Annotated in this window: 12 protein-coding genes and 1 pseudogene; 11 read left to right on the top strand and 2 right to left on the bottom strand. The window is 74.3% G+C overall.

Features of this window, described 5'->3' with window-relative positions; all coding sequences use genetic code 11:
• Positions 1-101: 101 nt before the first annotated feature.
• Positions 102-1,232: an acyl-CoA dehydrogenase family protein gene (locus ACFYP3_RS18490; RefSeq protein WP_388833283.1), complete on the top strand. Its 1,131-nt coding sequence runs from the start codon at positions 102-104 to the stop codon at positions 1,230-1,232.
• Positions 1,229-1,627 (top strand): RidA family protein, encoded by a 399-nt coding sequence (locus tag ACFYP3_RS18485; RefSeq protein ID WP_388833280.1) that lies wholly within the window; start codon positions 1,229-1,231, stop codon positions 1,625-1,627. The genes ACFYP3_RS18490 and ACFYP3_RS18485 overlap by 4 nt, the downstream gene beginning before the upstream one ends.
• A gap of 236 nt (positions 1,628-1,863) precedes the next feature.
• Here the strand turns inward: ACFYP3_RS18485 and ACFYP3_RS18480 are convergent.
• Positions 1,864-2,607, bottom strand: a pseudogene (locus ACFYP3_RS18480) (SDR family NAD(P)-dependent oxidoreductase).
• 106 nt (positions 2,608-2,713) lie between these two features.
• Here ACFYP3_RS18480 and ACFYP3_RS18475 point away from each other — a divergent pair.
• Both ACFYP3_RS18475 and ACFYP3_RS18470 read left to right on the top strand, forming a co-directional pair.
• Complete coding sequence (locus tag ACFYP3_RS18475) at positions 2,714-3,643, top strand: LysR family transcriptional regulator (protein WP_388833276.1); 930 nt, start codon at positions 2,714-2,716, stop codon at positions 3,641-3,643.
• A gap of 127 nt (positions 3,644-3,770) precedes the next feature.
• The gene (locus ACFYP3_RS18470; protein ID WP_388833273.1) at positions 3,771-4,454 is read left to right on the top strand and encodes an alpha/beta fold hydrolase; all 684 of its coding nucleotides are present in this window, start codon (positions 3,771-3,773) and stop codon (positions 4,452-4,454) included.
• A gap of 86 nt (positions 4,455-4,540) precedes the next feature.
• Here the strand turns inward: ACFYP3_RS18470 and ACFYP3_RS18465 are convergent, their stop codons facing one another.
• Positions 4,541-5,911, bottom strand: coding sequence for an aminopeptidase P family protein (locus ACFYP3_RS18465; protein WP_388833270.1), 1,371 nt, complete (start codon positions 5,909-5,911; stop codon positions 4,541-4,543).
• A gap of 174 nt (positions 5,912-6,085) precedes the next feature.
• Here ACFYP3_RS18465 and ACFYP3_RS18460 point away from each other — a divergent pair, with 174 nt between their 5' ends.
• The 7 genes from ACFYP3_RS18460 to ACFYP3_RS18430 all read left to right on the top strand — a co-directional run bounded on the left by ACFYP3_RS18460 (position 6,086) and on the right by ACFYP3_RS18430 (position 14,588).
• Positions 6,086-8,458 carry a collagenase gene (locus ACFYP3_RS18460; protein ID WP_388833267.1) on the top strand — a complete coding sequence of 791 codons (2,373 nt, stop codon included), beginning with the start codon at positions 6,086-6,088 and terminating at the stop codon, positions 8,456-8,458.
• 91 nt (positions 8,459-8,549) lie between these two features.
• Positions 8,550-9,701: an NAD(P)/FAD-dependent oxidoreductase gene (locus ACFYP3_RS18455; RefSeq protein WP_388833264.1), complete on the top strand. Its 1,152-nt coding sequence runs from the start codon at positions 8,550-8,552 to the stop codon at positions 9,699-9,701.
• A gap of 82 nt (positions 9,702-9,783) precedes the next feature.
• Positions 9,784-10,098: a (2Fe-2S)-binding protein gene (locus tag ACFYP3_RS18450; protein ID WP_388833261.1), complete on the top strand. Its 315-nt coding sequence runs from the start codon at positions 9,784-9,786 to the stop codon at positions 10,096-10,098.
• Positions 10,079-11,542, top strand: coding sequence for an NAD(P)/FAD-dependent oxidoreductase (locus ACFYP3_RS18445; protein ID WP_388833258.1), 1,464 nt, complete (start codon positions 10,079-10,081; stop codon positions 11,540-11,542). Before ACFYP3_RS18450 ends, ACFYP3_RS18445 begins: the two co-directional genes overlap by 20 nt.
• Positions 11,543-11,617: 75 nt before the next feature.
• Positions 11,618-12,550 carry a dihydrodipicolinate synthase family protein gene (locus ACFYP3_RS18440; protein ID WP_388833255.1) on the top strand — a complete coding sequence of 311 codons (933 nt, stop codon included), beginning with the start codon at positions 11,618-11,620 and terminating at the stop codon, positions 12,548-12,550.
• 20 nt (positions 12,551-12,570) lie between these two features.
• Positions 12,571-13,575, top strand: a complete 1,005-nt coding sequence (locus ACFYP3_RS18435) for a proline racemase family protein (RefSeq protein WP_388833252.1) — start codon at positions 12,571-12,573, stop codon at positions 13,573-13,575.
• Entirely contained in the window at positions 13,572-14,588 is a 1,017-nt protein-coding gene (locus tag ACFYP3_RS18430) for a proline racemase family protein (protein ID WP_388833249.1), read from the top strand. The genes ACFYP3_RS18435 and ACFYP3_RS18430 overlap by 4 nt, the downstream gene beginning before the upstream one ends.
• Positions 14,589-14,598: the final 10 nt, after the last annotated feature.

Genomic DNA, 14,598 nt, shown 5'->3' with positions numbered 1-14,598 from the left:
AGCGGTCCGGAGTGGTGTGGGGCCGGCCGTGCTGTTGCCCTACGAGCGTATCGTGATGGTGACGGCAGTCAACAGGACGCGATAGATGCGGGGACATTCGGATGACCGGATTCGCGCTCGGGGTGGACCAGGAGGAGTGGTGCGGGCAGTTGCGCGCACTGGCGACCGATCGGCTGAGGCCGCTGGCCGAGAAGGGGGAACCGGGCAGGGTCAACCGGCCGCTGCTGGCCGCGCTCGGCGAGCTGGGCCTGCTGGAGCGGGTGTTCGCCTCGGGCGCGCTGGAACTGTGCCTGCTGCGCGAGTCCCTCGCCTACGGCTGTACGGAGGCCGAGACGGCTCTCGCCCTCCAGGGGCTGGGCGCGTACCCGGTGCTGCGGTTCGGCAGCGAGGCGCAACGGGAGCGCTGGCTGCCGCAGGTGCGTTCCGGGCGGGCGGTGGCGGCCTTCGCCCTCAGCGAGCCGGGCGCCGGATCGGACGCGGCGGCCCTGGCGCTGACGGCCGAGGCCGACCCGGACGCCCGGGGCGGCCGGCGGCTCAGCGGGGAGAAGTGCTGGATCTCCAACGCCCCGGAAGCGGATTTCTACACCGTGTTCGCCCGGACGGGTGAGGGGCCGGGCGCCAAGGGGGTCTCCGCCTTCCTCGTCCCGGCCGACCGTCCCGGACTCTCCGGCACGCCGCTGGACATGCTCTCCCCGCATCCGATCGGCTCCCTGACCTTCGACGGGGTCCCGGTCGGGCCGCGGGACCTGCTCGGCGAACCGGGGCGGGGCTTCCGCGTCGCGATGGACACCCTGAACCTCTTCCGGCCGAGCGTCGGCGCCTTCGCGGTGGGCATGGCCCGGGCCGCGCTCGACGCGACGCTCGCGTACACGGCGGGGCGGACGGCGTTCGGCGGGACGCTGAGCGACCTCCAGGCGGTGGCGCACCGGGTGGCCGAGATGGCCACCCGCACGGAGGCGGCCCGGCTGCTGGTGTACGCGGCGGCCGGGGCCTACGACCGGGGCGCGGCGGACGTTCCGCGCCGGGCGGCCATGGCGAAACTGCTGGCCACGGAGACGGCCCAGTACGTGGTCGACCACGCCGTCCAGCTGCACGGGGCGGTCGCCCTGCGCCGGGGCCACCTGCTGGAGCACCTCTACCGGGAGGTGCGGGCGCCGAGGATCTACGAGGGGGCGAGCGAGGTGCAGCGCACGATCATCGCGAAGGAGCTGTACGGGTCGGTGGCGCGATGAGCCTGGAGCGCATCAACCCGGCGGAGCTGTCACCGGCGAAGGGCTTCTCGCACGCGGTCGCCGCCTCGGGTTCCCGGCTGGTGTTCCTGGCGGGCCAGACCGCGCTGGACGGCTCGGGCAAGGTGGTGGGGGAGACCCTGCCGGAGCAGTTCGAGACGGCCCTGGCCAACCTGCTGTCGGCCCTGGCCGCGGCGGGTGGCGCCCCGGCGGACCTGGCCAGGGTGACGGTGTACGCCGTGGACGTGCCGGCGTACCGCGCGTGCGCGGCCGAACTGGGCCGGATCTGGGGCCGGTTGGCGGGCCGCGACTACCCGGCGATGGCCGTCATCGGCGTGGTCCGCCTCTGGGACGACCAGGCCCTGGTCGAGCTCGACGGCGTGGCCGTCCTTCCGTAACGGCCGCGGGGGCGCGCAGCGACCGGGGCGGCGGGCGGGGGGGGGGGGGGGGGCCCCCCCCCGCCCCCGGCCCCCCCCCCCCCCCCCCCCCCCCCCCCCCCCCCCCCCCCCCCCCCCCGCTGCCCGCCGCCCCGCCCTGCCGCCCCTCCGCCGCCGGCCCGCGGCCGCTCAGCCCTTCGCGCGGGTCCGGCGGTACTCCTCTCCGTCGGGCGGCCGCCGACGACCCAGGAAGGGGATTAGGCGGCGCGGCCGGTCACATGGCCGCCGTCCACGCGCAGGGCGTGACCCGTGACGAACGTGGCGCCCGCGAGGTAGAGCACGGCGTCGGAGATCTCCGGGACCTCGCCGACGCGGTTCAGCAGGGCGAGCCCGCCGAAGGCGTCCACGTCGGAGCCGGTGTGCAGCGGAGTGCGGATGATGCCGGGCGACACGAGGTTGACCCGGATCCCGTCCGCGGCGAGCTCGGCGGCCAGGCTCGTCGTCAGCGCGTGCACCCCGGCCTTGCTGACCACCGGCGCGGAGGCCGGGAAGCCGGCCAGGCCGTGGTCCACCAGGACGGTGCCGATGTTGACGATGCTGCCCCCGCGGCCCTGGGCGCGCAGTGCCCGCACCACGGCCTGGGTGGTGAGTTAGGTCCCCTTCAGGTTCCCGGTCAGGAATCCGTCGAGCTCGGCCTCGGTGACCTCGGTGAAGGGCTTGGAGGCGAAGGTCCCCGCGTTGTTCACCAGGACGTCGATACCGCCGAAACGGTCGAGCGCCGTACGGACGAGGGCCTCCCCGGTCTCCGGTGCGGCGATGGCGCCCACGACCGAGGCGGTCCGCTCCGGGTGTCCGAGCGCGGCTGCGGCCTTGGCGAGGCGGTCGGCGTCCCGGCCGTTGAGGACGACGTTGGCGCCACTCGCGAGGAAGGCGCGGGCGATGTCCAGCCCGATGCCGCTGGAGGAGCCGGTGACGAGGGCGGTGAGGGGGTGGGTGGTCATGGTGGGTGCCTTCCGGGCGAGGGTCCGACGTGCTGACACCGAAAACCTACGAACCATCAACCCATAACACCACGACGGAAAATGGAGCATGTCATAATCCCGCGTTATGGATGTGGATTTGCGCGACCTCGAACTCCTGGACGCCACCGCCGAGGCCGGCTCGCTGACCGCCGCCGCCGAGCGGCTCTACGTGAGCCAGCCCGCCCTCAGCCAGCGGCTGACCCGCCTGGAGGCGCGCCTGGGCCTGCCCCTCTTCGACCGCAAGGGCCGCCGCCTGGTCCCCACCGCGGCCGGCCGCCGGATGCTGGTCGCGGCCCGCCAGGTCCTCGGCGAACTGGCCTCGGCCTCCCGGGACCTGAAGGAGATCCGCGACGGGCGGGACCGGCGGGTCCGCTTCACCGCGCAGTGCAGCACGACCTTCCCCTGGCTGCCGCCCGTGCTGCGCGCCTTCCGCGAGCGCGAGCCCGGCATCGACGTACGCCTGGAGACCGTCCCCGACGACGCGCCGGTACCGGCGCTGCTCGCCGACCTCGTCGACGTCGCGCTGGTGACCAAGCCGGACCTGCAGATGGACCGGGTCTCCCTGACCAGGCTGTTCGACGACGAGATGATGGCCGTGGTGCCGGCCGGCCACCCGTGGGCCGGGCGGGCACACCTGACCGCCCGCGACTTCGACGGCGTCGACCTGGTCCTCTACGACGGCTACGACCAGAACCGCATCCCCTCCCTGCCGCTGCCGATCCCGCCGGGGTCCCGGCCCGGCCGGATCACCACCATGCCGGTGGTCACCGAGCTGGTGGTCGAGATGGTCGCGGGCGGGCAGGGCGTGTCGGTCCTGCCCAACTGGGTGGCAGCCCCGTACGTCGCCTCGCACGGCCTCGCCCTCGTACGGATCGGCGCGCAGCCGATGACCCGCACCTGGTTCTGCGCCACGAGGACCGGGCCCCGCCCACCCCATCTGGAAGCCTTCGTCGAGGAGCTCACCGCCCGCCTCACGGCCCCCCGGTGCGGGCTCCCGGGCGAAGCCGGCGCCTGAGGCCCAGGGCGGCGGCCCGCGGGGCGGGCCCGCACGAGATGCGGGCCGCGGGGTCCTGGTGTGGACTCGGGGTGCCGATCGGTCCCCGCGGACCCGGGTCCGCACTGTCGAGTGGAGGAACGCGCCGATGTCGCCGAGCAAGCCGAGCATCGTCTTCGCCCACGGCCTGTGGGCCGACGGGTCCTGCTACAGCAAGCTGATCCCCGTCCTCCAGAGCGAGGGCCACGAGGTGGTGTCGGCGCAGAACCCCCTGGACTCCCTGGCGGGGGACGTCGAGGCGGTCCATCACGCGCTCGGCCGGGTGAGCGCCCCGGCCCTCCTCGTCGGTCACTCCTGGGGCGGTTACGTCATCACCGCGGCCGGGACCGACGAGCGCGTCGCCGGACTCCTCTACATCGCGGCCCTCGCCCCGGACGCAGGGGAGACGCCCCAGGACCTGATCGGCAAGTTCGAGGCGCCGCCGCTCTTCTCCCGCCTCGACAACGAGGAAGGCCGCATCTGGATCTCCCGGGAGGGCATCTTCGACTTCGTCGGGGACCTGCCCGAGGCGGAACAGCAGGTGGTGTGGGCCACGCAGGGCGCTCCGCGCGCGGAGGTCCTGGGCTCGACCGTCGCCGAGCCGGCCTGGCGGACGAAGCCCAGCTGGTTCCTCGTCACCACGCAGGACCGGGCCGTCAACCCCGACCTCCAGCGGTTCGCCGCGGAGCGGATGGGGGCCACGGCCGTCGAGGTCGAATCCGCCCACGTGCCGATGCTGTCGCGGCCGGAGGCCGTCCTGGACCTCATCCGGACGGCCGTGCGCTCCCTCTGACCAGCCGGCCACCGACCCGTCCGTGGCACCCGCCGCCGAAAGGGGCGGGTACGCGGGCTTGACCGGCGAGATCCGAAAGAGACGGCCTAGCCCTCCAGTAGGCGGCCCATCCACTCCTCGATCCCGGCGACCGTGCGCGGCAGCGCGCCCGACATCAGGCGGGCGCCGTCCGCCGTGATCACCAGGTCGTCCTCGATGCGGACCCCGATGCCCCGCAGCTCCGCCGGGAGCGTCTCGTCGTCCGGCTGGAGGTACAGGCCCGGCTCCACCGTGAGGACCTGGCCCTCCTCCAGGACGCCGTCGAGGTAGGTCTCCGCCCGCGCCTTCGCGCAGTCGTGCACGTCCAGCCCCAGCATGTGCCCGCTGCTGCACAGCGTGTACCGGCGGTGCAGATCGCCCTCCGCGTCCTTCAGGACGCCCCACTCCGCCAGGCCCTCCGCGATCACCCGCATGCCGGCCCGGTGGAAGTCCCCGAAGCTCGCGCCGGGACGCAGCGCCGCCATGCCCGCCTCCTGCGCGGCCAGGACCAGTTCGTAGACCTGCCGCTGGACGGGGGAGAAGCGGCCCGACAGTGGGAGGGTGCGGGTGATGTCCGCCGTGTAGAGGGTGTCCGTCTCCACGCCCGCGTCCAGCAGGAGCAGTTCGTCCCCGTTCAGCCGGCCGTCGTTGCGGATCCAGTGCAGGGTGCAGGCGTGGGCGCCCGAGGCCGCGATGGTCTCGTACCCGGTGCCGTTGCCCTCGGCCCGCGCGCGCAGGCCGAAGACGCCCTCGATCCAGCGCTCCCCGCGCGGATGCGCCAGGGCGCGCGGCAGGGCCCGTACGACGTCCTCGAAGCCCGCCGTCGTGTGGTCGACGGCCAGCTGGAGCTGCTCGACCTCCCACGCGTCCTTCACCAGCCGCAACTCCGAGAGCGCGGAAGCCAGTTCCGCGTCGGAGGCCGCGTCGCGGCCCGCCGGTGACCCCAGCTCGTCCAGGTGCGCGCAGCGGATGCCGGTGAGGCGCTGCGCCTCCGCCAGGTCCGGCCGGCGGCCCACCCAGAACTCCCCGTACCTGCGGTCCCGGAAGAACTCCTCGTTCCCGCCCGCCCGCGGCGAGCGCGGCCGCAGGTACAGCACCGCCTCGTGGGCGTGCGGGCCCGACGGCTCCATGACCAGGACGTGACCCGCCTGGTCCTCGCCCGTGAGGCCGGTCAGCCAGGCGTACGCGCTGTGCGGGCGGAAGCGGTGGTCGCAGTCGTTGGAGCGGACCTTCAGCTCGCCGGCCGGGACGATCAGCCGCTCGCCGGGGAAGCGGGCCGAGAGCCGTGCCCGGCGGGCCGGGGTGACGGCGTACGCCGCTACGCGTGCGGTGTCGGGGAGCGGAGAAGCGGCCCAGTCGCCCGCCATGAAGCGGGACAACTCCGGTGATACCGGGCGGTCGTGACTGCCCGTGTTGAGGGGGGCGGGGGTCTCGGTCACGCGGCTCCTCCAGAAAGATGCGAACTGATGGGCGCACAGGTCTTGTCAGTGCAATTTCACATTACTATGTTACAGCTCACACCGCGGCACGTTAACCCCCGTCAAACGCCGTGTGACCCAGGGCAGTTCACGCACCACCCCCCACCTCACCTCTCTCCCCATCAGGAGTTCTCGGTGCTCAAGCACAGAGCTGTGCGCTCTTCCCTTCTCGCCTCCGCCGTGGCCGTGACCCTCCTCGCCACCGCCGGACAGGCAGCGACGCAGGCCGCCGAGTCCGCGGCGCCGGCCCCGTTCACCGCCGCACGGACCGCTCCCGCCCCCGGCCCCACGGGGAACCCCTTCGACGAGGTCGACCGCCTCGCCCACGCGAAGGACAACGCGCCGGCGCCCGCCCCGGCCCCCGGCGGACAGGCCCTCACCGGCCAGGTGCCCGGCGCGGCGCCCGCCAGCGCGCCCGCCGCCGACCTGGAGAAGCGCGGCACGGCGGCCAAGGCGGCCCCCACCGCGAAGAGCGTCGCCGCCGGCGTCCCCTGCACCCTCGACGGGATCACGAACCTCACTCCGGAGCAGTTCGCCGACTTCCTCGGCGACCAGGCCGTCCTCGCCGACGGCTGCCTGCGCGGCCTCATCTGGACCTGGGACGCCCGACTGGCCCCGGTGATGTCGGACGCGCACGTCCAGGCCGTCGCCCGCCGGATATCCGCCCTGGCCGCCGCCCACGACGGCCGCAACTCCTCCCACCTGGAGGAGATGTTCACGTACCTGCACGCGGTCGCCTACCACGACTTCTCACGCGACGAGATCGACGTCACCGACGCCCCGACCGTCGCCGCGACCCGCCAGGCCATCGACGACTTCGGCAACGCCGCGCGGACCTTCGACGTCACCCCCTCCAACGCCCGCACCCTGCGCGAGGCCCTCTACGCCACGGGCCCCGGCCTGCGCCAGCACCAGCTCGGGCTCATCAAGAAGGTCCTGGCCACCATGGACCCGGCGCACCCCGCCACGCACCTCGACGCCACCTGGGCCGGCGCCGTCCTCGCCGCGCTCTCCACCAACTACCTGGGCGTATACCCGGGCAACCAGGACACGGCCTTCCACGCCGCCGTCTCCGCCGACCCCGCCTACCGCGCCGCCTTCAAGGCCTTCGCCGGCTACACCCACCTCAAGGGAACCGGCAACGCCTGGGTGGCCCGCGACGCGCTCGGCGAGTACGGCCGCTTCGGCCAGGTCGACGGCCTGCGGGACCAGACCGTCGCCGACCTCGGCGCGCTCCTCGGGCCCGTCAAGGCCGGCTTCGGCGACGGCAGCGAGCAGTGGGCCAAGCTCGTCTCCTGGCTGAACTTCTACGAGGCGTGCAAGCCGTACGGGGTGTGCAAGGAGGACATCGAGAAGAAGCTCTTCCCCTACACGTACTCCTACGACAACGGCGCCATCAAGGTCCGCACGGCCCTGGACCGGGCCACCGTGGACCAGCTGTACTACGCGAGCAAGCAGGTCAAGTCCCAGTACCACCGCGTGCTCGGCACCGAGCAGCCGCTGGCGGGCGACCCCAACACCACGCTCAACATCGTGCTCTACGCCTCCCGTGCCGACTACGTGAACTACCACCCGATCCTGACCGGCTACGGCACCAACAACGGCGGCATCTACATCGAGAACGGCGCCACCTTCTACACCTACCAGCGCCGTGTCCCGCAGGACTCCTCCCTGACCCTGGAAGAGCTCTTCCGCCACGAGTACACGCACTACCTCAACGGCCGGTACGCCGTCCCCGGCTTCTTCGGTGAGGGCCCCTGGTACGAGGGCGACCGCACCACCGCCATGGACGAGGGCACCGCCGAGTTCTTCGACGGCGCCACCCGCGACAACGGCATCGCCGTCCGCAAGTCCCTCGTGAAGAGCGTCATCAGCGACACCTCGGGCGGCGGCCCGCGCATGAGCGTCGAGCAGCTGCTGAACGCCACCTATGACGGCGACGGCTTCCGCTTCTACAGCTACGCCGGCACCTTCTTCGAGTTCCTGTGGACCGAGAAGCCCACCCTGCTGCGCGAGATGTACACCCACCTGCGCAACAACGACGTGGCGGCGTACGACTCCTGGCGCCACCGGATGGGCGCCGACACCTACCTCCAGCGCGACTACGACCGCTTCCTGGACGCGCAGATCGCCAAGGTCGACCAGCTGTACGTGCCGAACACCTCCTTCACCCCGAACGACCAGCTGCGCGACTCCGCGCTCGCGTCGGTGAAGTCGGCCTTCGCCACGGCCACGTACAACACCCCGGACTGCGTCGAGAACGGCGACGCCGGCAAGCGCCGGTTCACCTGTACCGGCCGGATCACGGCCAACCTGAAGAACTGGCGCAGCGACGACCAGAACTTCAAGGACATGTCGGAGACGGTCGACTACTTCATCCTCGACCGGGCGGGCGCGGCCTCCAACAACCTCGCCGACATGAACTGCTCCTTCGGTCCGCTGGAGATCTGGACCAACAACAAGGCGGGCACCTCGAGTTACAGCTGTGAGGGACCGCTCCGCAGCTGACCCGGCCCCGGACCGGTCCCGCACCGAGGAGGGTGCGGGACCGGTCCGGTCAGGTCTGGGCAGCCAATAAAGAATGTGACATATTACTGCCGTGCTCAAGAGACACTCCCTGGACGCCGTGATCATCGGCGCCGGCGTCGTCGGGGCGGCCTGCGCCTACTACGCGGCCCGCGCCGGGCTCACCGTCGCCGTGGTCGACCGCGGCGCCGTCGCCGGCGGCACCACGGGCGCCGGCGAAGGCAACCTGCTCGTCTCCGACAAGGAGGCGGGACCGGAACTCGACCTGGCCCTCCTGTCCACCCGGCTCTGGACCGAACTGGCCGCGGTCCTCCCGCCCGCGATCGAGTACGAGCCCAAGGGCGGGCTCGTCGTCGCCCCGGACGAAGCGACCGTGCGGGCCCTGCGGAGCTTCGCCGAGGGCCAGCGCAAGGCCGGCGTCGACGCCGTCGAGGTGCCCGGGGACGCCCTGCACGAGCTGGAGCCGCACCTGGCCGAGGGCCTGGCGGGCGGGTTCCACTACCCGCAGGACGCCCAGGTCCAGCCGGCCCAGGCGGCGGCGCGGCTGCTCGCCGCGTCCGGAGCCGAGGTGTACCTCGGCGAGGAGGTGACGGGCGTCCTGCTGGACCGGGGTGCCGTACGAGGCGTGCGCACCCCGCGCCGCGAACTCCTGGCCCCGGCCGTGGTGAACGCCGCCGGCACCTGGGGCGGCCGCATCGCCGAGCTGGCCGGCGTCACCCTGCCCGTCCTCCCGCGCCGCGGCTTCGTCCTGGTGACCGAGCCGCTCCCGCGGCTGGTCCGGCACAAGGTCTACGCCGCCGACTACATCGCGGACGTCGCCAGCGGCTCGGCGGCCCTGCAGTCCTCGGCGGTGGTCGAGGGCACCCCCTCGGGCCCGGTCCTGATCGGAGCCACCCGGGAGCGGGTCGGTTTCGACCGCTCCCTCTCGACGGAAGCCCTGCGCCGGCTGGCCGCGCAGGCGGCGGCGCTCTTCCCGGTGCTGGCCGACGTCCGGGTGCTGCGCACCTACCACGGCTTCCGCCCCTACCTCCCCGACCACCTCCCGGCGATCGGCCCCGACCCCCGGCGCCCGGGGCTCCTGCACGCCTGCGGCCACGAAGGAGCCGGCATCGGCCTGGCCCCGGCCACCGGCGCCCTGGTCACCGCCGCCCTGACGGGCGCCGAACCCCCGCTCCCGCCGGCCCCGTTCGACCCCGCCCGCTTCGACCAGGCCCCGGCCCGATGACGGTCCGGCGAGCAGGCACGCGCAGCGCGACCCGGTACCGGCCCGCGCCCACCCCCCGCACCGCGCCCGAGGAGAACCGCCGATGAGCCAGACCCCGCGCACCCTCGTCGGCGGAGCCCCCTCGGCCACGTACGTCCTGCGCTTCGACGGCCGCGAGCTCACGGCCCAGGCGGGCCAGAGCGTCGCCGCCGTGCTCTGGGGCGCCGGGATCCTGGCCTGGCGGACCACCCGCGAGGGCGGCGCCCCGCGCGGCGCCTTCTGCGGGATCGGCAGCTGCTACGACTGCCTCGTCACCGTCAACGGCCGCCCGAACCAGCGCGCCTGCCTGGTCCCGGCCCGCCCGGGGGACACCGTCACCACCCAGGAGGGAACCGGCCGTGCCGACCTCACCGTCTGACCCCGCCGGCCCGGCCGCCACAGCCCCGGCCGTCGCCGCCCCGGCCGCCACCGCGTCGGCCGACGGCGCCTTCGACCTCGCCGTCGTCGGGGCCGGCCCGGCCGGGCTCGCCGCGGCCGTCACGGCCGCCGCGCTCGGCCTGCGGGTCGCCGTGCTCGACGCGGGGGAGCGCCCCGGCGGCCAGTACTACCGTCACCCCGCCCCGGGCCTCGGCGCCGCCCGCCCCGAGGCCCTGCACCACGGCTGGGCCGACTTCGCCCGCCGCGAAGCCGCCCTGCGCGCCCACGAGTCGGCGGGCCGGATCACGTACCTCCCGGCCCACCACGTCTGGGCCGTGGTCCCGGACGGCGGCCCCGGCTGGACCCTGCACGCCGTCGCCGGTCCCGAGGAGGCGGCCGCCGCCCCGCGCGCCCGGGCCGTGCTCCTCGCCACCGGGTCGTACGAGCGGCAACTGCCCTTCCCCGGCTGGACCCTGCCCGGGGTGGTCGGGGCCGGCGGGGCCCAGGCCATGCTCAAGAGCGGGCTCGTGCTGCCGGGCAAGCGGGTCGTGGTCGCCGGGAGCGGCCCGCTGCTGCTCGCCGTCGCCGGCTCGCTCGCGGCCGCCGGGGCCCGGGTGCCGGCCGTGGTCGAGGCCGCCGCGTACACCGCGTACGCCGGCCACCTGCGCGCTCTGCTCCGCAACCCCGGCAAGCTCGGCGAGGCCGCCACGTACGGCGGCGCCCTCGTGCGCCGCCGCATCCGCCTCCTCACCCGGCACGCCGTGACCGAGGCCCACGGCACCGACCGGGTCGAGGCCGTCACCGTGGCCCGGCTCGACCGGGACTGGCGTCCGCTGCCGGGTACCGCACGCCGCATCCCCTGCGACGCCCTCGCCGTCGGCCACGGGCTCGTCCCGCAGCTGGAGCTGGCGACCGGCCTCGGCTGCGCCACCCGCCGGAGCGCCGACGGCACGGTCGCGCTGGCGCTGGACGCCGAGCAGCGGACCTCCGTCCCCGGGATCTGGTCCGCGGGCGAGACCGGCGGCATCGGCGGCGCCCAACTGGCCCTGATCGAGGGGGAGATCGCCGCCCACGCGATCGCCGGCCGGCCCGCGCCCGCCGCCCTCACCGGCCGCCGCGCCCGCCTGCGCGGCTTCGCCGAGGCCATGGGCGCCGCCCACCGCCCCGGCTACGGCTGGACCGGCTGGCTCCGCGACGACGCCGTCGTGTGCCGCTGCGAGGAGGTGCCGGCCGGCCGGATCCGCGAGGCCGTCGCCGATCTGGGCGCGCGGGACGCCCGTACGGTCAAACTCCTCACCCGCTCCGGAATGGGCTGGTGCCAGGGCCGCATGTGCGGACCGGCCGTCGCCGCCCTCGCCGGTGGCGAGCCCGGACCCGACCGGCGGCCCTTGTCCTGCCCGGTCCCGCTGCGCCACCTCGCGCAACTGCCCCCGGCCGACGGCTGATCGGACGGCCCGGCCCCTTGTGGCCGGTCCACACCCGCTAGTAAAATGTCACACACCACTCTAGGGAGCTCTCTCATGACCGACGCGCACACCCCCGCGCCCACCACCGGTACGGACACCCGCACCCGCCCCTGGCACGGCATCATGGTCGCCACCGCGCTCCCCCTGCGCGAGGACCTCACCGTCGACTACGACGCCTACGCCGAACACGTGGCCTGGCTGATCGCCAACGGCTGCGACGGCGTGGTCCCCAACGGCTCCCTCGGGGAGTACCAGACCCTCACCGACGAGGAGCGCGCGCAGGTCGTGCGCACCGCCGTCGAGGCGGCCGGCGACGGCGCCCGCGTGATGCCGGGCGTCGCCGCCTACGGCAGCGCCGAGGCCCGCCGCTGGGCCGAGCAGGCCGCCGGGGCCGGCGCCGGCTCCGTACTCCTCCTGCCGCCCAACGCCTTCCGGGCCGACGAGGAGACCGTACGCGCCCACTACGCCGAGGTCGCCCGCGCCGGGCTGCCCGTCGTCGCGTACAACAACCCGTACGACACCAAGGTGGACCTGACCCCGGCCCTCCTCGCCCGGCTGCACACCGACGGCTCCATCGTGGCCGTCAAGGAGTTCAGCGGGGACGTGCGCCGCGCCTACGAGATCGCCGAACTCGCCCCCGGCCTCGACCTGCTCATCGGCGCCGACGACGTCCTGCTCGAACTCGCCCTCGCGGGCGCCGTCGGCTGGATCGCCGGCTACCCCAACGCGCTGCCCCACGCCTGCGCCACCCTCTACCGGGCCGCCGTCGCCGGGGACCTCACCACCGCCCTGCCGCTCTACAAGTCCCTGCACTCCCTGCTGCGCTGGGACTCCAAGACGGAGTTCGTCCAGGCCATCAAGCTCTCCATGGACCTGGCCGGGCGCCCCGGCGGCGCCACCCGCCCGCCCCGCTTCCCGCTCACCGGCGACACCGAGGCGGCCGTCCGGGCCGCCACCGAGAAGGCCCTCGCCGAGGGCCTCAACTAACCGACCGGAGGGGACGCCAGATGCGTACGCGCCACGTCTACCACGCGGTGGACTCGCACACCGAGGGCATGCCGACCCGGGTGATCACCGGGGGAGTCGGGGTGATCCCCGGCGCCACCATGGCCGAGAAGCGGCTCCACTTCATCGAGCACACGGACCACGTCCGCACCCTGCTCATGTACGAACCGCGCGGGCACTCCGCGATGAGCGGCGCCATCCTGCAGCCCCCCACCCGCCCCGACGCCGACTTCGGCGTCCTCTACATCGAGGTGTCCGGCCTGCTCCCCATGTGCGGGCACGGCACCATCGGTGTCGCCACCGTCCTCGTCGAGACCGGCATGGTGCCCGTCGTCGAGCCGGTCACCACCGTCCGGCTCGACACCCCCGCCGGACTGGTGAGCGTCGACGTCCGCGTCGAGGACGGTGCGGCCACCGCCGTCACCCTCACCAACGTCCCCTCCTTCAGCGTCGGCCTCGACCTCAAGACCGAGGTCCCCGGCTTCGGCACGGTCACCTACGACCTGGCCTACGGCGGCAACTTCTACGCCTTCGTCGAACTCGACGCCCTCGACCTCCCCTTCGACCGCGCCCGCAAGGACGACCTGCTCGCCTCCGGACTCGCGGTCATGGACGCGATCAACGCGGGCGACGACAGGCCCGTCCACCCCGAGAACCCCTCCATCGCCGGGGTCAAACACGTCTACCTCGCCGCCCCCGGCTCCGACGCCCGCCGCTCCCGGCACGCCATGGCCATCCACCCGGGCTGGTTCGACCGCTCGCCCTGTGGTACGGGCACCAGCGCGCGGATGGCCCAGCTGCACGCCCGCGGCCTCCTGGGGCTCGGCGCTGACTTCGTCAACGAGTCCTTCATCGGGACCGAGTTCACGGGGCGGCTGGTCGCGGAGACCACCGTCGGCGGGCTCCCGGCCGTGGTGCCCACGGTCACCGGCCGGGCCTGGATCACCGGCACCGCCCAGTACTTCCTCGACCCGTCCGACCCCTTTCCCGGAGGCTTCCTCCTGTGATCACCGTCCGTACGGTGGACTACCACACCGCCGGCGAGCCGTTCCGGATCGTCGACTGCGGTGCGCAGGGCCCGGCGGTGCCCGGTGACACCGTGGCCGAGCGCTGCGCCACCGCCATCGGCCCGGGAGGCTCGGGGACCGCCCCGCGCCGGGGCGCGCTCGACGACGTACGGCGCCTGCTCGTGCAGGAGCCGCGCGGACACGCCGGGATGTACGGGGGGTTCGTGGTCCCGGCCGACGACGACGGGGCCCACTTCGGCGTGCTGTTCTGGCACAAGGACGGCTACTCCACCGCGTGCGGCCACGGCACGATGGCCCTCGGGGCCTGGGCCGTGGACACCGGCCGGGTCGCCGCCCCGGACCACGGCGAGGTCCAGGTGCGCATCGACGTACCCTCCGGGCGGGTCACCGCGACCGTGCACCGGGACGGCGGCCGCACCACCGGGGTCACCTTCCGCAACGTGCCGGCCCGGGTGGGCGCCCGCAAGGTCCCCGTCGCCACCACCCTCGGCCTCGCCGAGGTGGACATCGCGCACGCCGGGGCCTGCTACGCCTCCGTCCGCGCCCGCGACCTCGGCCTGGACGTCTCCCGGTCCTCTCTGCCCGCGCTGGTGCGGGCCGGCCGGGAGATCCGGGCCGCGCTCGCCACGCACCCCGCCACCTGGCACCCCGACGGCCCGCTGCTGTCCGGGGTGTACGGGGTGGTCCTCCACGAGGAGCTCCCGGACACCCCGTTCGGGCCGCACCAGCGCAACGTCACCGTGTTCGCCGACGGCCAGGTCGACCGCTCGCCCTGCGGCTCCGGCACCTCGACGCGGCTCGCGCTGCTCGCGGAGGACGGGCGGCTCGGCCCCGGCGAGGACCTGCTGAGCGAGTCGGTCACCGGCACGATGTTCACCGGACGGATGCTGGACGGCGGGGTCACCGAGGTCACCGGCAGCGCCCACCGCACCGGCGAACACGCCTTCGTGCTCGACCCGCACGACGCGTTGGGGACGGGATTCCCATGGTGAGGCGGTCCGA

It is taken from the genome of Streptomyces sp. NPDC005533, from assembly GCF_042871845.1.
GTDB lineage: Bacteria > Actinomycetota > Actinomycetes > Streptomycetales > Streptomycetaceae > Streptomyces.
This window is presented reverse-complemented; position numbering and strand designations above follow the sequence as displayed.

What these genes read in the sequence shown, in the direction of transcription:
- ACFYP3_RS18490 (WP_388833283.1), top strand. Translation starts at nt 102, where the DNA reads ATGACCGGATTCGCGCTCGGGGTGGACCAGGAGGAGTGGTGCGGGCAG.
- ACFYP3_RS18485 (WP_388833280.1), top strand. Translation starts at nt 1,229, where the DNA reads ATGAGCCTGGAGCGCATCAACCCGGCGGAGCTGTCACCGGCGAAGGGC.
- ACFYP3_RS18475 (WP_388833276.1), top strand. Translation starts at nt 2,714, where the DNA reads ATGGATGTGGATTTGCGCGACCTCGAACTCCTGGACGCCACCGCCGAG.
- ACFYP3_RS18470 (WP_388833273.1), top strand. Translation starts at nt 3,771, where the DNA reads ATGTCGCCGAGCAAGCCGAGCATCGTCTTCGCCCACGGCCTGTGGGCC.
- ACFYP3_RS18450 (WP_388833261.1), top strand. Translation starts at nt 9,784, where the DNA reads ATGAGCCAGACCCCGCGCACCCTCGTCGGCGGAGCCCCCTCGGCCACG.
- ACFYP3_RS18440 (WP_388833255.1), top strand. Translation starts at nt 11,618, where the DNA reads ATGACCGACGCGCACACCCCCGCGCCCACCACCGGTACGGACACCCGC.
- ACFYP3_RS18435 (WP_388833252.1), top strand. Translation starts at nt 12,571, where the DNA reads ATGCGTACGCGCCACGTCTACCACGCGGTGGACTCGCACACCGAGGGC.